The organism is Amycolatopsis sp. NPDC045836 (genome assembly GCF_056431745.1).
The window spans coordinates 253567-272007 of the sequence record NZ_JBWKKF010000002.1; the positions used below are offsets into that span (position 1 = coordinate 253567).

At 72.1% G+C, this 18441-nt stretch carries 17 protein-coding genes; 11 read left to right on the forward strand and 6 right to left on the reverse strand.

Going from position 1 to position 18441, the window contains the following annotated elements:
* Genes AC07EG_RS03980 through AC07EG_RS03990 form a run of 3 tightly spaced genes read left to right on the forward strand, consistent with a single transcriptional unit; the run spans position 1 to position 2677 of the window.
* On the forward strand, positions 1 to 645 hold the full coding sequence (locus AC07EG_RS03980) for an amino acid ABC transporter permease (protein ID WP_478251495.1): 645 nt from the start codon (positions 1 to 3) through the stop codon (positions 643 to 645).
* The gene (locus tag AC07EG_RS03985) at positions 642 to 1469 is read left to right on the forward strand and encodes an amino acid ABC transporter permease (protein ID WP_478251496.1); all 828 of its coding nucleotides are present in this window, start codon (positions 642 to 644) and stop codon (positions 1467 to 1469) included. The genes AC07EG_RS03980 and AC07EG_RS03985 overlap by 4 nt, the downstream gene beginning before the upstream one ends.
* Before the next feature lie 35 nt (positions 1470 to 1504).
* Positions 1505 to 2677 (forward strand): MFS transporter, encoded by a 1173-nt coding sequence (locus AC07EG_RS03990; protein WP_478251497.1) that lies wholly within the window; start codon positions 1505 to 1507, stop codon positions 2675 to 2677.
* Here AC07EG_RS03990 and AC07EG_RS03995 read toward each other — a convergent pair.
* Entirely contained in the window at positions 2663 to 3328 is a 666-nt protein-coding gene (locus AC07EG_RS03995; protein WP_478251498.1) for a copper homeostasis protein CutC, read from the reverse strand. The genes AC07EG_RS03990 and AC07EG_RS03995 overlap by 15 nt on opposite strands.
* A complete protein-coding gene (locus AC07EG_RS04000; RefSeq protein WP_478251499.1) occupies positions 3325 to 5877 on the reverse strand; it encodes a sensor histidine kinase in 2553 nt (850 codons plus the stop codon). The genes AC07EG_RS03995 and AC07EG_RS04000 overlap by 4 nt, the downstream gene beginning before the upstream one ends.
* Positions 5878 to 6062: 185 nt before the next feature.
* Between AC07EG_RS04000 and AC07EG_RS04005 the strand changes: the two genes are divergently transcribed.
* From AC07EG_RS04005 to AC07EG_RS04015, 3 genes are all read left to right on the forward strand, one after another.
* Complete coding sequence (locus AC07EG_RS04005; protein WP_478251500.1) at positions 6063 to 7037, forward strand: ABC transporter substrate-binding protein; 975 nt, start codon at positions 6063 to 6065, stop codon at positions 7035 to 7037.
* Positions 7038 to 7150: 113 nt separating this feature from the next.
* On the forward strand, positions 7151 to 7693 hold the full coding sequence (locus AC07EG_RS04010; RefSeq protein WP_478251501.1) for a hypothetical protein: 543 nt from the start codon (positions 7151 to 7153) through the stop codon (positions 7691 to 7693).
* Between the two features lie 20 nt (positions 7694 to 7713).
* Positions 7714 to 8286, forward strand: coding sequence for a TetR/AcrR family transcriptional regulator (locus AC07EG_RS04015; protein ID WP_478251502.1), 573 nt, complete (start codon positions 7714 to 7716; stop codon positions 8284 to 8286).
* Here the strand turns inward: AC07EG_RS04015 and AC07EG_RS04020 are convergent.
* On the reverse strand, positions 8283 to 8921 hold the full coding sequence (locus AC07EG_RS04020) for a TetR/AcrR family transcriptional regulator (protein WP_478251503.1): 639 nt from the start codon (positions 8919 to 8921) through the stop codon (positions 8283 to 8285). The two genes, AC07EG_RS04015 and AC07EG_RS04020, sit on opposite strands and share 4 nt — an antisense overlap.
* A gap of 101 nt (positions 8922 to 9022) precedes the next feature.
* Between AC07EG_RS04020 and AC07EG_RS04025 the strand changes: the two genes are divergently transcribed.
* The 3 genes from AC07EG_RS04025 to AC07EG_RS04035 all read left to right on the forward strand — a co-directional run bounded on the left by AC07EG_RS04025 (position 9023) and on the right by AC07EG_RS04035 (position 12075).
* The gene (locus AC07EG_RS04025) at positions 9023 to 10660 is read left to right on the forward strand and encodes a DNA repair helicase XPB (RefSeq protein WP_478251504.1); all 1638 of its coding nucleotides are present in this window, start codon (positions 9023 to 9025) and stop codon (positions 10658 to 10660) included.
* 35 nt (positions 10661 to 10695) lie between these two features.
* Positions 10696 to 11589 carry a DUF72 domain-containing protein gene (locus tag AC07EG_RS04030; RefSeq protein WP_478251505.1) on the forward strand — a complete coding sequence of 298 codons (894 nt, stop codon included), beginning with the start codon at positions 10696 to 10698 and terminating at the stop codon, positions 11587 to 11589.
* 213 nt (positions 11590 to 11802) lie between these two features.
* Entirely contained in the window at positions 11803 to 12075 is a 273-nt protein-coding gene (locus tag AC07EG_RS04035) for a helix-turn-helix domain-containing protein (protein ID WP_478251506.1), read from the forward strand.
* Here the strand turns inward: AC07EG_RS04035 and AC07EG_RS04040 are convergent.
* Positions 12063 to 13034 (reverse strand): zinc-dependent alcohol dehydrogenase, encoded by a 972-nt coding sequence (locus tag AC07EG_RS04040; RefSeq protein ID WP_478251507.1) that lies wholly within the window; start codon positions 13032 to 13034, stop codon positions 12063 to 12065. The genes AC07EG_RS04035 and AC07EG_RS04040 overlap by 13 nt on opposite strands.
* A 150-nt stretch (positions 13035 to 13184) precedes the next feature.
* Positions 13185 to 15995, reverse strand: a complete 2811-nt coding sequence (locus AC07EG_RS04045; protein WP_478251508.1) for an AfsR/SARP family transcriptional regulator — start codon at positions 15993 to 15995, stop codon at positions 13185 to 13187.
* Between AC07EG_RS04045 and AC07EG_RS04050 the strand changes: the two genes are divergently transcribed.
* Complete coding sequence (locus AC07EG_RS04050; RefSeq protein WP_478251509.1) at positions 15994 to 16971, forward strand: o-succinylbenzoate synthase; 978 nt, start codon at positions 15994 to 15996, stop codon at positions 16969 to 16971. The two genes, AC07EG_RS04045 and AC07EG_RS04050, sit on opposite strands and share 2 nt — an antisense overlap.
* Here AC07EG_RS04050 and AC07EG_RS04055 read toward each other — a convergent pair.
* Positions 16938 to 17732: a transporter substrate-binding domain-containing protein gene (locus AC07EG_RS04055; RefSeq protein WP_478251510.1), complete on the reverse strand. Its 795-nt coding sequence runs from the start codon at positions 17730 to 17732 to the stop codon at positions 16938 to 16940. The two genes, AC07EG_RS04050 and AC07EG_RS04055, sit on opposite strands and share 34 nt — an antisense overlap.
* A gap of 95 nt (positions 17733 to 17827) precedes the next feature.
* Here AC07EG_RS04055 and AC07EG_RS04060 point away from each other — a divergent pair, with 95 nt between their 5' ends.
* Positions 17828 to 18043, forward strand: coding sequence for a PspC domain-containing protein (locus AC07EG_RS04060; protein WP_478251511.1), 216 nt, complete (start codon positions 17828 to 17830; stop codon positions 18041 to 18043).
* The last annotated feature ends 398 nt before the right edge of the window (positions 18044 to 18441 follow it).

Sequence of the window (18441 nt, forward strand, 5' to 3'; positions counted from 1 at the left end):
ATGAACGTCTTCCTCGACCACCTCCCCGACTTCGGCCGCGGTGTGCTCACCACCATCGAGCTGACCGCGCTCTCCTTCGCCGGCGCGATGCTCGTCGCGCTGCTCGTGGTTTCGTGCCGGGTGTCACCGGTGAAGCCGCTGCGTGCGTTCGCCATCACGTACGTGGAGGTCTTCCAGAACATCCCGCTGCTGCTCTGGCTGATCCTGATCATCTTCGCGTTGCCCGAGATCGCCATCAACTTCGAACTGTTCTTCTGCGCGGTGCTCGCGCTGTCGCTGTACTCGGCGGCCTACTACGCCGAAGCGCTGCGCTCGGGCATCAACTCGGTGTCGAAGGGGCAGGCCGAAGCCGCCAGGGCGCTCGGCCTCGGCTTCCTCCGCACGCAGACCAGCGTGGTGCTGCCGCAGGCGTTGCGCTCGGTGCTGCAGCCGCTGTGCAACATCACCATCGGGCTGCTGATGAACACCGCGCTGACCGCGGGCACCGGCCTGTTCGAACTGACCGCCGCGGCCAACGCGGTCAACGTGATCACCTCCGACCCGCTGCCGGTCTACATCGGCGCCGGCCTGGTCTACGGCCTGCTCGCGCTGCTGATCTCGCTGGTCACCGCCAAGCTGGAGAAGAAGCTGGTGATCCACCGGTGAACGTGCTCTTCGACGAACCGGGGCCACGGGGCAGGCGCCGGATCCGGATCGCCACCGCGGCCGCCGTGGTGCTCGGCGTGGCCGCGCTCGCCTTCGCGCTCTACAAGTTCGGCGTGAACGGCCAGCTCGACCCGCGGAAGTGGCAGCCGTACGGCACCTGGCCGATGTGGCAGTACCTGCTCAACGGCCTCGGCGGCACGCTGCTCGCGGCCGGGCTGGTGCTGGTGCTGGCCCTGCCGCTGGGCCTGCTGCTCGCCTTCGGCAGGCTGTCGCGGCGGCGCTGGATCCGGCTGCCCGCGCGCACCTACATCGAGGTGTTCCGGGTGGTCCCGGCGCTGCTGATGGTGTTCATGATGCTGTTCGCGCTGCCGCGGTACGGCCTGGACCTGCCGACGCTGTGGAAGCTGGTGGTGCCGCTGACGCTGAACCGGTCGGCGCAGCTGGCCGGGGTCTTCCGCGCGGGCATCCTGTCGCTGGACGCCGGGCAGGGCGAAGCGGCGGCGGCGCTCGGGCTGCGGCCGTGGCAGGCGATGTGGCACGTCGTCCTGCCGCAGGCGCTGCGGCACGTGCTGCCGTCGCTGATCAGCCAGTCCGTGGGCACGGTGAAGGACACCTCGCTCGGCTACGTGCTGAGCTTCGCCGAGGTGATCACCATCGGCAAGCAGCTGGCCTCGTACAACCGGTACCTGATCCAGACCTACCTGGTGGTGGCGCTGATCTTCTTCGTGGTCAACTTCAGCCTTTCGCGGCTCGGGCGCTGGCTCGAACGGCGGGAGCGCCGGGTCGGCCACGTGGCCGCGCCCGCCGACCCGGGAATCATCTGACCGGCGGCTTTAGCGGGGTTGCCTAGCCTGCGCCGGTGGACGTGCAGCAGGCAACTCCGCTGAAGTACTGGCTCGCCGTGCTCTCGGTGACGGTGGGGACGTTCTCGATCGTCACCTCGCAACTCCTGCCGGTCGGGCTGGTCCCGCAGATCGCCGTGACGCTCGGGGTGTCCGAGGGCACGGTCGGGCTGACGCTGACCGTGCCGGGGTTCGTCGCCGCCGTCGCGGCACCGGCGCTGGTGGTCGCGGCGGGCCGGGTCGACCGGCGGCTCGTGCTCACCGGGCTCAGCGCGCTGCTCGTCGGCGCGAACCTGGTCAGCGCGGTCGCCACCGACTTCACCGTGCTGCTCACCGCCCGCACCCTGGTGGGGCTGAGCGTCGGCGGGTTCTGGGCGATCGCCGGTGGCATCGCCGTGCGGCTGGTGCCGGAACCGCTGATCGGCCGGGCCACCGCGACGATCTTCGCCGGGGTGTCCACCGCGACCGTGGCGGGGGTGCCCGCCGGCAAGCTGCTCGGTGACCTGGCCGGCTGGCGGACCGCGTTCGGTGTGGTCGGCGTGGTGGCGCTGGGTGTGCTCACCGCGCAGGCGTTCCTGCTGCCCGCGCTGCCCGCCACCCGCTCCACGAAGCTCGGCGACCTGCTCTCGCTGTTTCGCCACCCGGAGATCCGGATCAGCTTCGTCGCGGTGTTCCTGCTGGTCATCGGCCACTTCAGCGCGTACACCTTCATCACCCCGATCCTGCGGGAGACCGGCGGCCTCGGGCAGGCGGCGAGCACCGCGCTGCTGCTGGCCTACGGCGGCGCGGGGTTCGCGGGCAACTTCCTCGGCGGCACGGCCGCCCATCGGCGGCCACGCCGCACGCTGATCGTCGCCGCGGCCGTGCTCGGGGGCTCGCTGCTGCTCCTGCCGGTGGCCGGCGGGGTGCTGCCCGGCCTGGTCGCGCTGCTGCTGCTCTGGGGCACCGCCTACGGCGCGGTGCCGGTCAGCCTGCAGATCTGGCTGGCCGGGGCGGTTCCGGACCGCCGCGAGGTCGCCGGTTCCCTGTTCGTCACCGCGTTCCAGGTGTCCATCTCGGCCGGCGCGCTGCTCGGCGGGCTGTGGGTGGACTCGCTGGGCCCCACCGGTGTGCTGTGGTTCGGCGGGGCGCTCACCGCGCTGACCGCGGCCGGACTGCTGGTGCCGCGGCGGGGCTCAGCCGTGGACTAGCTCCGCCCACCGGCGCACGGCGGCCGCGTCCACCGACTCCGCCCAGCCACCCGGCCGCACCCCGGAACCGACGTGGAAGGCCCGCACCCCGGCCTCGCGCAGCCGCGGTACCTGGTTCGCCCGCAGGCCACCGCCGGCCAGCAGCACCGGTGGTTCCCCGTGCTGGGCGAGCCGTTCGAGCACCTCGATGCCTTCGGTGACGCCGTCGGCGTGCCCGGCGGTGAGAATGGTGTCGCAGCCGAGGCGCGCGGCCCGTTCGTACGCGGTGCGCACGTCACGCGCGTGGTCGACGGCGCGGTGGAAGGTCCACTTCGCCCCGTGCAGCTCACGCACCAGCGCGCGGGTGGACGGACCGTCGACGGTCCCGTCCGGGGTGAGGAAGCCGAAGACGAACTCCTCGGCACCCAGCGCCAGCAGTTCGGCCGCCCGCTGCCGCAGTCCGTCGAGGTTCGCCGCCAGGAACGAGCCGGTGCTCCGCAGCATCACCCGGACCGGCAGGTCGGTGGCGGCGAGCACCTCGCGCACCACCGCGTCGGGCGGGGTGAGCCCGTCCAGTGCCATGTCGGTGACCAGCTCCACCCGGTCGGCGCCGCCGAGCTGCGCCTGTTCGGCGTCGGCCGCGTCGAGCACGATCACTTCCAGCAGGCTCACCCGTGCCCCCTTTCCTCGCGTTGCCGGTCGCGCACGTAGCGGCCGCGCTCCACGCCGTGCTGCAGGCTGGCCATCCGGCCGCGCACGGCGTCCGGGCTGAGCGTGAGCACCGCCTGCTCGGCGCTGGCCCGCCGGTGCCGCGCGGGGGGTGCACCCGGCGCGTGCTGCTCGTCGCTGAACCACTGCGTGAGCACCGCCGCGTAGGCGGGCATGCGCTCGGTCGGCCCGTCGATGCCCGCCTCGTCCACCAGCTCGACCTCGTCCTCGGTCGGCCAGTCGGGCGGCTCGATCTCGTGCACCGGCGCCCTCGGCGGTTCGATCGGCCGGCGCGGCTCCGGCGGTTCGGGGTCGACCTCGGGCCAGCTCGGCTGGTAGGGCTCGTCGTACGCCTCGTCCGGCCAGACCGGCTCGGGCTGCGGCTCCGGTTCGGGAGCGGGTTCGGGTTCCGGTTCGGGCTCCGGCTGGGTTTCGTACCGCGGCTCGGGTGCCGGGGGCACCACGACCACCTCGGCGGGCGGTACCGGCGGGGGTGGCTCGGGTGGCGGCAGCAGCGACACCGGTGCCGTCACGCTCACCAGGTTCGCCGGTACGACCACCGTCGCGGTCATCCCACCGGTGCGCCGGTTCGCCAGCCGCACGTCGATGCCGTGCCGTTTGGACAGCCGCGCCACCACGTACAGGCCCATCCGGCGGGACACCTCGACGTCCACCTTGGGCGGTTCGGCCAGCCGCGCGTTCGTCCGCCGCACCTCCGCTTCGGCCATGCCGCTGCCGCGGTCGACGATGTCGATCTGCCAGCCGCCGTCGACGAGCACCTTGCTGTCCACCGAGACCGTGGTGGCGGGCGGGGAGTACGCGGTGGCGTTCTCCAGCAGCTCCGAGATCACGTGCACCAGGTCGCTCACGGCTTCCGCGCGCACGGTCAGCTCCGGCGCCGCGGGCAGTTCGATGCGCTGGTAGTGCTCGACCTCCGACAGCGCCGCGCCGATGATCTCGTCCGCGCTGACCGGGCCCGCCACCTCACGCGCCGGGTCGGTGCCCGAGAGCACCAGCAGGTTCTCGCTGTTGCGCCGCATCCGCGTGGCGAGGTGGTCCAGTTCGAACAGGCCGCCGAGGATCTCCGGGTCCTGTTCGTCGGCTTCCATCCGGTCCAGCACGGACAGCTGCCGCTCGACCAGTTCCTGGCTGCGGCGCGAGAGGTTGACGAACATCGAGTTGACGTTCTCCCGCAGCCGCGCCTGCTCCCCGGCCAGCCGCACCGCTTCGCCGTGCACCGCGTCGAAGGCCCTGGCGACCTGGCCGAGTTCCTCCTTGCTGAACACCGGGACCGGCGCGATCCGCGGCGCCGACGGCGAACCGGGGTACGGCGGTTCGGGATCGGTGAGGATGCCTTCGACGGCCGCGGGCAGGCGGTGCTCGGCGACCTCCAGCGCGCTGCGGCGCAGGATCCGCAGCGACCGCAGCAGCGAGCGCGTCACGATCACCGCCAGCACCCCGCCGAAGAGCACCACGCCGAGCACGATCGCCGAGTCGCGGATGGCCGAGGCCCTGGCGTCGGCGGCCAGCGCGTCGGTGCGGGACTGGCTGGACTGCTGCAGCGCGTCCTCGACCTGGCGCACCAGGTTGATGGTGTAGGTCGACGCGATGTCCCACTGGATGGGATCCAGCCCGGTCAGCGGCTGGTCCGCTTCGGACCGCCGGAGCACCGACTCGACCATGTTGTTGCCGTTGTCGACCACCATGCCGAGCACCGTGTCGTCGTACATCCGGCGTTGCTCCGGCGTGGCGAACTGGCGGAAATCCTCCCGCGCCGCCTCGAATCCGGCTTCCGCGCCGAGCAGCGCGCGGGTGCGGTCCGCGCTGAGCGAGCCCTGCGCCAGCGCCTCGGCGAGCACCGCGCGCTTGACCGACATGGTGTCCTTCACCTTGGCCAGCGCGCTGACCGCCAGCCGCGACCGCGCCAGTCCCGGATCGCTGATCTCGGCTGCGGCTTGATCACCGACGGTGAGCGTGCTGGTGATCAGGTCGCTGTAGGAGCGCAGCACCGAATCCGGCGGGAAATTGGAGAACTCCCCGGCGTAGCGCAGGCCGGTCAGCCCGCCCAGTTGATCGCGCAGTTGCCGGAAATCCGCGGCCACGCCGGGCGCCAGCGAGGATTCGGTATCGCTGAGCACGCGTTCGAACGCCCCCAGCGATTCGTTGACCTTGTCGCGCTGCCCGCGCAGCTCGTCGAGCCCGGTTTTCCGCTCGGTGGCGACAAAGCGGACGGTGAGGTCGCGCTCGCGCTGCAGCCGGTGGGTCAGCTCGGCGAGCGCGGTGTCCACCTTCACCCGGGTGGCCGCCTCGGCCAACCGGCCCGCCTCACCGAGGTCGAGCCGCACCCGCAGGCCGACCAGCGTGATCACCGCGATGGTCGGGATCAGCAGCACGGCGAACAGCTTCGTGCGCAGCCGCCAGTTGCGCAGCCGCCACCGGCCACCCGTCAAACTCTGCGCAGAGGTGGAATCCGCCGCATAACCCTTTCGGGGTTCCTTTCCGCGACGGTTCACCTGGCTTCCTTTTCCACCCAGCTCGTTCGAACGCGGGCCAGCCGCCGGTGACCTACTGGAGAGTAGTGCACGACTCGCGTAGTCCGATGGTAGCTGTCCGCCAGCACCGCCCTTGCGGCGATGGTATGGGCAGAAGCCTTTAAGCTCCAAACAGAAGCGGCACACACCGGCCACGAGGGGCGAAGATGGGCAGCGGAGCGCGGCGAGCTTTCCCGGCGCTGCTGGTCGTCGTGCTCGCGGTCGCGCTCGGTGGCTGCTCGGCCTTCGCGCCGAACCCGCAGGCCACCCCGGCCGCGCCGGAACGTGACACTCTCCGTGTTGGTGTGGGTAACCCGATCGAGAGCGCTCCGCTTCGCATGGCGGTGGCCGAGGGGTTGTTCACCCGGGCCGGGCTCAAGGTGGAACTGGTCGAGCAGGGCAACGCCGAAGACGGCCTCGGCAAGCTCGCCGCCGGCGACCTCGACGTGGCCTTCGGCCGCGACGTCGCGTTGTTCAAAGCCGCCGGAAACGGTGTGGCACTGCAACTCCAGGGCGAGGCGTACACCGCGGGCCCCGGCACGATGGCGCTGGTGACGCTGCCGGGCTCGACCTACGACACCCCGGCGGCCAAGCGCTCGCCGACCATCGCGGTGGACACCCTGGACGGGCTCGGCACGCTGACCAGCCGCTCGGTGCTGGCCACCGCGGGCGTGGACGCCGGCCGCATCCGCTTCACCCAGCGTGGCGCGGACCAGATGATGTCCACATTGCGGGACGGCGACGCCGACGCCGCCTGGCTGGTGGAGCCGCAGATCACCCTGGCGCAGCAGGAGTTCGGCGCGAAGGTGCTCGCCGACACCGCCCGCGGCGCCACGCTCGAGTTCCCGGTCTCCGCCTACGCGGCCAACGCCGTGTTCGCCCAGGCCAATCCGCGCACGATGGCGTTGTTCCGGTCGCTGCTCGGGCAGGCCCAGCAGAAGGCGGCGGACCCGGCGACCGTGCGGCAGGCGCTGCCGTCGTTCGCCGGCATCAACGCGAACACCGCCGCCCTGGTCTCGCTGGGCAGCTACCCCAGCTCGCTGAGCGGGGTGCGGCTGCAACGGGTCGCCGACCTCATGCACAGCGCGGGCGTGCTGAAGCAGCGCCTGGACGTGCAGGGGATGCTCCCCGCCACCCCCTGATCACCTTGTGAGCTGAGACACAGGCACTTGCCGTCGAGGCGGCCACCCGGGACTCTCGGTGCCACAGGTAGACGAACTAGTACGTCTACCACTTCGAAGCGAAGGAAACCGCCATGACCGCAGTCGCCCCACCGCAGGCCGGGATCACCGCCACGCTCCGGAAGCTGTACTTCGCCCGCTTCGGCTTCGCGCTGGTCTGGGCGGGGCTGACGTTCGCGCTGGCATCGAGCATCGGACCGGTGAGCGCGGTGCTGCTCGTGCTGTACCCGCTGTTCGACGTGGCCGCCGCGATCGTGGACGCCCGCTCGTCCCGGACCGGCGGCCCGGTGCTGGGGCTGTACCTGAACATCGCGATCAGCTCGCTCACCGCGGTCGGCCTGGCCGTCGCCGTCACCTCCGGCATCCCGGCGGTCCTGCGCGTGTGGGGCGCCTGGGCCGTGGTCGCCGGTCTCGTGCAGCTGGTGGTGGGGGTCGGCCGCCGCGGGCTCGGCGGCCAGTGGGCGATGATCGCCAGCGGGGGCATCTCCGTGCTCGCCGGTGCGTCGTTCTTCCTGCAGGCCGCGGCCGAAGGGGCGACCCTGCGCAACATCGCCGGTTACGCGCTGCTCGGCGGGATCTTCTTCCTCGTCTCGGCACTGCGCCTCGGCCGGTCCTGACCGGCGGCTAACCTGGGGCGATGTCGCAGGCAGTCGGGCAGCCACCGGTACGGGACCGCATCCTCGCCGCGGCCGACGAGCACTTCTACGCGGCGGGCATCCGCGCGGTGAGCGCGGACCGGCTCATCGCCGAGGCCGGTGTCAGCAAGGTGACCTTCTACCGGCACTTCCCCACCAAGGACGACCTGGTGGTGGCCTACCTCGAAGGCCGGGCCGCGGTCGAACGCGAGATGCTGCAGCAGTTCCGCGCCCGGACCGGGGACGCCTCGGGCACGCTCGTCGCCATGGCCGAGGGCATCTCGGCGGCGAGCTGCGCACCGGGGTTCCGCGGCTGCCCGTTCATCAACGCCGCCGCCGAGTACGCCGACGCGGACCACCCCGTCCGCCGGGTGATCGCCGACCACCGGGCGTGGTTCGCCACCTTCCTGGACGGCCTGCTCACGGAGCTGGGCGTCGAGAACCGCGGCACGGTGGTCGAGCAGCTGATGATCCTGCGTGACGGGGCGATGGTGGGCGGCTACCTCGGCACCGATCCGGCGTCCCGCGCCGACGCGCTCATCGGCGCCGGGCGCGCGCTGCTCGCCGGGCGCTAACCGAGGCCGAACTCGGCCAGTCCGCTGCGCAGCAGCTTGAACGCCTTGCGGGCGTCGGCGACCGCGTCCGGGTAGGCGTCCGAGGCGCGGGCGCCGTTCGTCAGGCGGCGGATGTTGTCCATCAGCAGCGTGCGCTGGGTGGCCACGATCTGCGCGGCGGCCAGCCGGGCGATCAGCTCGTCCGCGCCGTCGTTGCCGACCAGCTCGGCGACCAGCGCGTTCTCACTGCCCTCGTAGAACTGGAGCAGCCGCGCGGCCAGGCTCGGCGTGGCGGTGACCATCGCGTACAGCGCGATCTGGTTCGGGTCGTCGTTGAGGCCGGTGACCGGGTCGCGCCGGAGCAGGCCGTCGAGGAAGTGCGCGCGCAACGCGATCAGCGGTGTCTGGCGGGCCGTGCGGCTGCGCACCACCTGGGCGTTCTCGTCCTCGTGGTGGGCGAACCGGTGGACCACCAGGTCTTCCTTGGTCGGGAAGTAGGCGAACAGCGTGCGCTTGGAGACCTCTGCCGCGTCGGCCACTTCGGCCACCGAAACCGAATCGAACCCCGAAGCGAGGAACAGATCGATCGCGGTGTCGGAGATGAGCCGTCGCGTCAGCTGCTTCTTTCGCTCGCGGAGCCCCAGCTGTTCCACCACTCGTCCATGGTAGCCAGCCGCGCCACCGCTGACGTGGGAACAACGGCCCGCACCGCGGAGTCTTCAGCTCAGCGGAACCCGGGGAACGTATAAAGGAGGACGTGACCGATGGCCCGCTGATCGTCCAGTCCGACAAAACCGTGTTGCTCGAGGTCGACCACCCGCGTGCCGAGGACGCCCGGATCGCGATCGCGCCCTTCGCCGAACTCGAGCGCGCCCCCGAGCACGTGCACACCTACCGCGTCACGCCGCTGGCGCTGTGGAACGCGCGTGCCGCCGGCCACGACGCCGAGCAGGTGGTCGACGCGCTGACCACCTACTCGCGCTTCCCGGTGCCGCAGCCGCTGCTGATCGACGTGGTGGACACGATGGCCCGCTTCGGCAGGCTGCAGATCACCAACCACCCGGCACACGGCCTGGTGATGACCACCACCGACCGCGCGGTGCTGGAGGAGGTGTCCCGCAGCAAGAAGATCAGCCCGATGCTGGGCGCCCGGCTGGACCCGGACACGGTGGTCGTGCACCCGTCCGAGCGCGGGCGGCTCAAGCAGATGCTGCTCAAGGCGGGCTGGCCGGCCGAGGACCTGGCCGGGTACGTCGACGGCGAGGCGCACCCGATCGACCTCGACGAGAACGGCTGGCAGTTGCGCGAGTACCAGCGCCAGGCCGCGCAGGCGTTCTTCAAGGGCGGCTCCGGTGTGGTCGTGCTGCCGTGCGGGGCGGGCAAGACCCTGGTCGGCGCGGCGGCGATGGCGCACGCCAAGGCGACCACGCTGATCCTGGTGACCAACACCGTGGCCGGGCGGCAGTGGAAGCGCGAACTGGTGGCGCGGACGTCGCTGACCGAGGACGAGATCGGCGAGTACTCCGGGGAGAAGAAGGAGGTCCGGCCGGTCACCATCGCGACGTACCAGGTGGTCACCCGCAAGTCGAAGGGCGAGTACAAGCACCTGGAGCTGTTCGACACGCGGGACTGGGGCCTGGTGGTCTACGACGAGGTGCACCTGCTGCCCGCGCCGGTGTTCCGGATGACCGCGGACCTGCAGTCGCGGCGGCGGCTCGGGCTGACCGCGACGCTGGTGCGCGAGGACGGCCGCGAGGGCGACGTGTTCTCGCTGATCGGGCCGAAGCGGTACGACGTGCCGTGGCGCGACATCGAGGCGCAGGGCTGGATCGCGCCCGCGGAGTGCATCGAGGTGCGGGTCACGCTGACCGACAACGAGCGCCTGCGCTACGCCACCGCGGAACCCGAGGAGCGGTACAAGATCGCCTCCACGGCGGACACCAAGACCCCGGTGATCAAGTCCATTGTGGACCGCCACCGCGGCGAGCCGACGCTGGTCATCGGCGCCTACCTGGACCAGCTGGAGATGCTCGGCGCCGAACTGGACGCGCCGGTGATCCAGGGGGCGACCAGGAACAAGGAGCGCGAGGAGCTGTTCGACAGGTTCCGGCGCGGCGAACTCGACACGCTGGTGGTGTCGAAGGTGGCCAACTTCTCCATCGACCTGCCGGAGGCGTCGGTGGCCATCCAGATCTCGGGCACCTTCGGCTCGCGGCAGGAGGAGGCCCAGCGGCTCGGCAGGCTGCTGCGCCCGAAGGCCGACGGGCGCCAGGCGCACTTCTACTCGGTGGTCGCGCGGGACACCGTCGACACCGAGTACGCCGCGCACCGGCAGCGCTTCCTGGCCGAACAGGGGTACGCCTACACCATCCGGGACGCCGACGACCTGCGCTGAGTTTCGGGTGCGGGCCGCCGGGTTACGCCCCGCAGGTGACGGCGGACATCAGGATCGGCACCTCGGGCTGGCGGTACGGGCCGTGGCGGGGCGAGTTCTACCCGAAGGGCCTGCCGCAGCGGCGGGAGCTGGAGTACCTGTCGCACCGGTTCAACTCGGCCGAGCTGAACGGCTCGTTCTATTCGCTGCAGCGGCCGGAGCGGTACCGGAACTGGTTCGCCGACACCCCGGACGACTTCGTGTTCGCGGTCAAGGGCGGCCGGTTCATCACGCACATGAAGCAACTGCGGGACGTCCACACGCCGCTGGCGAACTTCTTCGCCAGCGGGGTGCTGGCGCTGGAGCACAAGCTGGGGCCGTTCCTGTGGCAACTCCCGCCGCGCCTGGCCTTCGACGCCGACCGGCTCACGTCGTTCTTCGACACCCTGCCACGCACCACCCGAGCCGCCGCCGCCCTGGCCCGCGACCACGACGACAAGCTCAAGGGCGAGGCGCATGCTCCTGCGGGGGAGAACGGCGCGGAGCGCTCCGTTGAGGGTGGTGTTGGGAGACGGGCGGGGAAGAGCATGTCGCTGCGGCACGCGCTGGAGGTGCGGCACCCGAGCTTCGTCTCGGAAGAGGCCATCGACCTGCTGCGGAAGCACGGGATCGGGCTGGTCGTCGCGGACAGCGCGGGCACCTGGCCGTACCTGGAGGACGTCACCGCCGACTTCGTCTACGTCCGCCTCCACGGCGACGAGGAGCTCTACGCGAGCGGCTACTCGACGAAGGTGCTCAAGGACTGGGCGCGCAAGGTCCGCGCTTGGCACCAGCAGGACCTCGACGTCTACGTCTACTTCGACAACGACATGAAGGTGAAGGCCCCGCGAGACGCGACCAAACTCGGCGAACTGCTCGGCCTCGACCTGACCACCGAGCCGGAAGCGTGATACCGGACGCGCTGGTCACCGAGGAGTGGCTGCGGGGCTGCGTCAGGATCCGTCGCGTTGGCTACGCCCGCACGTCACTCATCCACTGACAGCGTTCATCGCGGCTGCCTGTCGCCTTTACCGGCATCTTCCTCGGATCGACGAGGGCGGAGATCGCCTCGGGGTCGTAGAATGTTCGCGATACGCACGGCTGGTCAGAAAAGGGCGTACCCGATGTCCCACGGCCGACACTTCGTCCGGTCCGTCGCCAGAGCCATGGCGGTGCTGCACGCGTTCAGCGCGGACAAACCCGAGCTGACCCTGAGCGAAGCGGCCAGGGCCACCGGCCTCGACCGGGCCACCGCGCGCCGGCTGCTGCTCACGCTGACCGAGCTGGGGTACCTGACCCGCCACCACCGGGTCTTCCGGCTCGCCCCGCGCACCATGGAGTTCGGCCGCGCGTACCTGGCGGGCCAGTCCAAGCTGGCCGAGGATCACCAGTCGTAGGACAGCCAGGGCTTGGCCACGCTCACCGCCGCCTCCTCGAACGCCCGGTTCGCCCGCTGCAGCGAGTACCGCGTCCGCGCCAGTTTGCCCGGCTCGAACTCGCCGCCGGCCAGGGCGTCCACCGCGGCCGGGAAGTCGGTCGGGTGGTCGTAGCCGTGTGAACCCCGCACGATCAGCTGCCGCTTGAGCACGTCCGCGTTGTCCAGCGGCGCCGCGGCCCCGGTGAGCAGCACGACCGTGCCCCCGGGCAGCAGCCCGCCGACGCCCTCGGCCAGGACGGCCCGCTTGCCGGAGTTGTCGAACACCACGTCGAACTCGTCGTCGCCCTCGGTCCACGGCGACGCGCCCAGCGTGCACGCCAGGTCCAGCCGCTCGGTGACCGGCTCCCGCACGATCACCTCCAGCCCGCGTGCCCGCAGCACCAGGCACAGGAACAGGCCCCGGGTGTCCACCCCGAGCAGCAGCGCCCGCTGCCGCGGCTGCACCGCCGCCCGCCGGGCCGCGGCCACCGCCTCGGCCAGCGGTTCCACGCAGACCAGGTCCTCCCACGGCACCGCACGCGGCGCGGGCCAGGTGAAGTGCGCCGGCACCGCGGCGAACTCGGCGAGCAGCCCCGGCCGGTCCAGGCCGATGGACTCCCGTTCGGCGCAGGCGGAGGAGAACCAGGCGGCGCAGGCACGGCAACCGCGGCAGCAGTAGTCGGGTTCGACCACCACCTGCTGCCCCAGCCGGTACGGCCGGGTCACCCGCTCGCCGATCGCGGCGATCTCCCCCACGCCCTGCCTGCCCAGCACCCACGGCAGCGCCCCGACCGGCCGCCGCCCGCGGAACGCCGCCACGTCCCGGTCACCGAGGCCGAGCGCGCTCATGCTCAGCAGCACCTCGTGGGGACCGCACTCCGGCGGGTCCAGCTCGACCGCTTCGAGCCGGCTGGGACCGGTCAGCACGACGGCCCTCATCCCACCTCCCGTGCACTGTGCGCACGCGGAATGTTAGCGCAGGTGAAGGCCATGATCAGCCGATGACAGCGAGGAGTCAGCGCGCAGTGAGCGGAATGCGCTTGAGTACACGTACGGGTGAGGAGTGTCCACGCGCTGCACTACTGGGGGTCAGCGCGTGGGCATGTCCGTACCGACCAGCCCGGCGAGCTTGGCCCGCACGTCCTCGGCGAACGGGTGCCCGCTCTCGGTCAGCACGTGCACCGCCCGCAGCCAGTGGGCCCGCGCCTCCTCCCGATCGCCGAGGTGCAGGTAGACGGTGCCGAGCTGGGCCAGCACGTCGCCCGCTTCGTACAGCTCGCCGCGCGCGGTGAACATCTCGATCGACTGGCGCACGCAGGCGATGCCCTCCTCGGTGCGGCCGAGCCCGAGCAGCGCCCGGCCGCGGCTGTGCACCAGGAACGGCTGGCTGTCGGCCTCCTGGATCCGCTGCCAGATGTCCAGTGCGGCGTCGACCAGTTCGAGCGCGCTGGCGTGGCGGCCGAGGTGGGTGTTCGTGTCAGCCATCGCCTGCAGGCTGTTCGCCTCCAGCGAGGCCACGCCCAGCTCACGCGCCAGCCGGATGGCCTCTTCGCCGTGCTCCAGCGAGCGGTGCGGCTCGGCGGTGTTCTGGTAGGCCATCGACAGGTTGTACTGCACCCGCGCCTCGCCCTCGCGGTCCCCGATCTCCCGCTGGATTTCGAGCACCCGCAGCAGGTAGCGGATGGCCTCCGGCTCCTCCCGCGCCACCCCGTGCAGCACGCCGAGCCCGCTCAGGATGCCCGCCTGCCCGCGCCGGTCACCGCAGGTCTCCGCGGACGCCAGCGCCACGTCGAACACCGCCTTCCAGGTGTGCAACGGGGTGCGGACGACGAAGTAGGACTGGAGCACCCAGGCCAGTTGCCACGCCTGGTCGTGCGCGCCGATCCGGTTCGCCAGCCGGACCAGCGCGGCGAGGTTGCCGACCTCGGCGTCGTGCCAGGCCAACGCGGACGCGCGGTCCGGGAAGGTCTCGTGCGGGACCAGGCCGCGGGCCGGGATGAGGTCGTACCGGCGGCCGGGCCGGAGGTGACCGGCGGCGTCGAGCGCGCTGTCGATCGCCCAGCTCAGCAGTCGGTTCAGCGCGGCGGTGCGGGTGGCCTCGGTCTCCACGCGGCGGCACAGGTCCGCGGCGAACTCGCGGATCAGGTCGTGGAACTGGTACCGGCCCGGCCGCGGCTCGGCGATCAGGTGCGCCGACGCCAGCCGGTCCAGGTTCATCCGCGCTTCCCGCAGGCCGATCCCGGCGAGCGCGGCGGCCGACGCGGCGGTGAAGTCCTGCTCCTCCTCCGGCAGCCCGAGCAGGCGCAGCAGGCGGGCGCACGATTCGTCCAGCGCGTGGTAGGAGCGGGCGAACACGGCCCGCAGATCGGTTTCGTCACCGTCGTTGAGGTCGAACGAGTCGAGCTTGTCCTGCTCGCGGTCGAAGTCGGCGACGAAGTCGGCCAGGGGCACCTCGGGGAACTGCGCCGCCCGCACCGCCAGGATCCGGATGGCCAGCGGCAACCGGCCGCAGCGCGCGACGAACTCCCGCGCGGCGATCGGATCGGCCCGCACCGCACCGTGGCCGACGATGCCCGCGAGCAACTCGATCGCGTCCGCGACCGGCAGTTCCTCCAGCGGGATGCGGCGGGCGCCGTGCACCGCGGCCATCGACCGCAGCCGCGACCGGCTGGTCACCAGCACCAGGCTGCCGGCACCGGGCAGCAGCGGGCGCACCTGCTCGGTGCTGCCGGCGTTGTCCAGCAGCACCAGCACCCGGCGGCTCGCCGTGTGCGTGCGCCACAACGCCGACCGCTCGGCCAGTCCGGCGGGCAGGTCGTCGGCGGGCACCCCCATCGCCCCCAGCATCATCTCCAGCGCGGCCGCCGGTTCGAGCGGTGTGCCGGGGCCGTAACCACGCAGGTCGGTGTAGAGCTGGCCGCCGGGGTAGCGGTCGGCGACCTCGTGCGCGAAGTGGACGGCCAGCGTGGTCTTGCCGACCCCGCCCATGCCCTCGATCGACGCGATCGGCGCCGATCCGGCCCGCACGAGTTCGCGGAGCCTGACCAGCGCCTGGTGGCGGCCGATGAACCCGGCGAAGTCACCGGGCAGCTGGCGCGGCACCAGCGTTTCGCCGCGCTGGCGGGTGTGCGAGCCCGGTTCACCGGCGAGCACGGCCTGGTGCACCCGCCGCAGCGACGGACCGGGTTCCAGCCCGAGTTCCTCGGTCAGCGCGGTGCTGATCGAGCGGTACACGGCCAGCGCGTCGGCCTGCCGCCCGGACCGGTGCAGCGCCAGCATGAGCTGCTCGTGCAGGCGTTCCCGCAGCGGGTTCGCCCTGGCCGGCGCGATCAGCTGGCGCACGACGGCGTGGTGCTCACCGAGCCCCAGCATCACCTCGGCCCACTGCTCGCGCACGCCGAGCCGTTCGTCCTCGAGCTGGCCGAGTTCGTCGCGGACCAGCGCATCGGAGTCCACATTGGACAAGGCGGGCCCGCGCCACTGCGCCAGCGCCTCGGTGAACGCGTTCGCGGCCTGGCGCAGCTCCCCGCGTTCGGCGGCCTGCCTGCCGAGTTCGGCGTGCGCCCGGAACCGGCCGAGGTCCAGCGCCTCCGGCGCCACCTCCAGCACGTACCCGCCGCGTTCGGTGCGGATGCGGGCGTGCTCGCCCAGCGCGCGGCGCACCCGCAGCACGTAGGTCTGCAACGCCCCCTTCGACCAGCGCGACTCGTCGCTGTCCCACAGCCACCACGACAGTTCCTCGACCGAGACCACCCGGTTCGCCCGCAGCAGCAGCCCGGCCAGCACGATCAGCGGTTTGCTGCCGCCGACCGCCACCGGTGCCCCGCCCGCGCGCACCTCGACCGGGCCGAGCACGCCGAACTCGAGCGCCGGTCCCCGGTTTGCCACCATGTGGTCCATGCCCTCCCCGTCCCCGTCGTCGGTCCTGGTCTACGCGGCGCCGATGCGCCACCGCTTCCGCGGTATCACCACCCGGGAAGGCGTGCTCCTGCGAGGAGAAGCCGGTTGGGGCGAGTTCTGCCCGTTCGCCGAGTACTCCGACGCGGAGAGCGTGCCATGGCTGGCCGCGGCGGTGGAAGCCGGTGATCGTGGCTGGCCTGAGCCGGTGCGCGACCGGATCCCGGTCAACGCGACGGTGCCGGTGCTCTCCCCGGAACGCGCGCACGACCTGGTCGCCGCCTCCGGCTGCCGGACGGCGAAGGTCAAAGTGGCTGGCCAGGGCACCACGCTGGCCGAGGACTGCGACCGGGTGGCCGCGGTGCGCTCGGCGCTCGGACCGGGCGGCGCGATCCGGGTCGACGCCAACACGGCGTGGACGGTCGACGAGGCGGTGTCCGCTATCCGCGAACTCGACCGCGCGGCGGGCGGGCTGGAGTACGCCGAGCAGCCGTGCCGGACGATCGAGGAGCTGGCCGCCGTCCGGCGCCGGGTGGACGTGCGGATCGCCGCCGACGAGTCGATCCGGCGGGCCGAGGACCCGCTGAAGGTGGCCGTGGCCGGTGCGGCCGACGTGGCGGTGATCAAGGTGGCGCCGCTCGGCGGAGTCCGGCGGGCGCTGCGCGTGGCCGAGGCGTGCGGCCTGCCGTGCGTGGTGTCCTCGGCGGTGGAGAGCAGCGTCGGCCTGGCCGCCGGGCTCGCGCTGGCCGGTGCCCTGCCGTCACTGGAGTTCGCCTGCGGGCTCGGCACGGCGGCGCTGCTGGTCAACGATGTCACCTCCACCCCGCTGTCCCCTGTGGACGGCTACCTGCCGGTGCCGCGCCGGGCGCCCGAGCCGGACCGGTTCGAGGTGGTCCGGGCCGACGACACCCGGCGGGCCTGGTGGCTCGACCGGCTGGCGCGGGTTCAGCCGATCCAGGGCGCGGCGAACCGGTCGTAGGTGCCGTCGTTGCGGGCCAGGTGCAACCACTGGTCCACCCACTCCTGCAGCACCACGTCACCGCGCGGCAGCAGGTACGCCTTCTCGGCGAAGGTGAACGGCTGGTCGGGGTGCACCGAGCACAGCTCCGGGTGCTGCTTGGCCTGCCAGCGGGTCTCGATCGCGTCGGTGATCATCAGGTCGGCGCGGCCCTCGATGATCTCGGTGAAGATGGTGTTGTTGTCCGGGTGCCGCACGATGGTCGCCCGCTTGAGGTTGGCGTCGGCGAACTGCTCGTTCGTCCCGCCGGGGTTGACCACGGCGCGCACACCCGGCTGGTCGATCTGCTCGAGCGTCTGGAAGCGGCCGGCGTTCTCGCAGCGGGTGATCGGGGTTTTGCCGTCCTCGACGTAGGCCGCGGTGTAGAAGGCGCGCTTGGCCCGGTCGAGGGTGATGGAGATGCCGCCCATGGCCAGGTCGCAGGTGCGGCCGAGGTCGTCGACCAGCGTCTTCCAGGTGGTGGGCACGAGGGTGAGCCGCACCCCGAGGCGGTCGGCGAGGTCCCCCGCCATGTCGACGTCGATACCGCTCCACCGGCCGGTGGCCGGGTCGCGGTGGGTGAACGGGCGGTAGTCGCCGGTGCTGCACACCTTCACCTCACCGCGGGCGAGCACGCGGTCGAGGTCGCTGCGGGAGTGGCCTGCGGGGGCTGCCGCGCTCGCCGTGCCCATGCCGAGCAGGGCCAGCGCGACCAGCCAGAGCGCCGTTTTCCGAACCGTCATATCCGGAGCCAACCACATCTCGGGGTCGCCGGTTCCGGGTCGGGCCAGGGCTGTTCCCTGATGTCGGCGCGCCGGCGTTCTTCCACCATGGACGCATGACGAACAACGTGTACCAGCCGGAGACCAAGAAGCTCCGCCGCAGCTCGACCGACAAGATGGTGGCCGGCGTGTGCGGCGGCTGGGCGCGCGTGCTCGGCGTGGACGCCGCGATCCTGCGCATCCTGCTGGTCGCCGCCACCGTCTTCGGGGTGGGGACGCCGGTGCTGATCTACGGGGCGTGCTGGGTGCTGATGCCGGAGGACACGGCTTGATCGGTGGGGTGCCCGCCCCGGCTTTTCAGTGTGACTACGGCGAAGGCCGTGTTTTTGGCTGTGGACCGGGGCGGGGTGGGGGGGTCTGGGCGGTGCTCCTGTTGCCCAGCCCGGGTCCGGTTGAGGACGGGGTGGCTGGTCCTGCTGTGCGGGCCCGGCTGCGGCCGGTGAGTGGGGCTGGGCGCACTTTCCGCTGCGTGGCCCGGCGGCCGCCGGGCTTGGGAGGTTGGGCAGTTCTTCCGCGGCGTGGCCCGGCGGCGGTTGGCGGGTGGAGGTGGGCGGCCGGTTGCTGGGTGGGACCCGGCTGCGGCTGGCCTGGGGGCGGGGGTACTTCCGCTGCGGTTGGGGAGGTGGGCCGCCGGTTGTGGTGGGCGGCTGCGGTGACGGGGCGGAGCCGG

Excerpts from the sequence above, each read along its gene's own strand:
- AC07EG_RS04055 (WP_478251510.1), bottom strand. The coding sequence starts at position 17,732 with ATGACGGTTCGGAAAACGGCGCTCTGGCTGGTCGCGCTGGCCCTGCTC.
- AC07EG_RS04040 (WP_478251507.1), bottom strand. The coding sequence starts at position 13,034 with ATGAGGGCCGTCGTGCTGACCGGTCCCAGCCGGCTCGAAGCGGTCGAG.
- AC07EG_RS04050 (WP_478251509.1), top strand. The coding sequence starts at position 15,994 with ATGCCCTCCCCGTCCCCGTCGTCGGTCCTGGTCTACGCGGCGCCGATG.
- AC07EG_RS03980 (WP_478251495.1), top strand. The coding sequence starts at position 1 with ATGAACGTCTTCCTCGACCACCTCCCCGACTTCGGCCGCGGTGTGCTC.
- AC07EG_RS04010 (WP_478251501.1), top strand. The coding sequence starts at position 7,151 with ATGACCGCAGTCGCCCCACCGCAGGCCGGGATCACCGCCACGCTCCGG.
- AC07EG_RS04035 (WP_478251506.1), top strand. The coding sequence starts at position 11,803 with ATGTCCCACGGCCGACACTTCGTCCGGTCCGTCGCCAGAGCCATGGCG.
- AC07EG_RS04015 (WP_478251502.1), top strand. The coding sequence starts at position 7,714 with ATGTCGCAGGCAGTCGGGCAGCCACCGGTACGGGACCGCATCCTCGCC.
- AC07EG_RS04005 (WP_478251500.1), top strand. The coding sequence starts at position 6,063 with ATGGGCAGCGGAGCGCGGCGAGCTTTCCCGGCGCTGCTGGTCGTCGTG.
- AC07EG_RS04060 (WP_478251511.1), top strand. The coding sequence starts at position 17,828 with ATGACGAACAACGTGTACCAGCCGGAGACCAAGAAGCTCCGCCGCAGC.
- AC07EG_RS04045 (WP_478251508.1), bottom strand. The coding sequence starts at position 15,995 with ATGGACCACATGGTGGCAAACCGGGGACCGGCGCTCGAGTTCGGCGTG.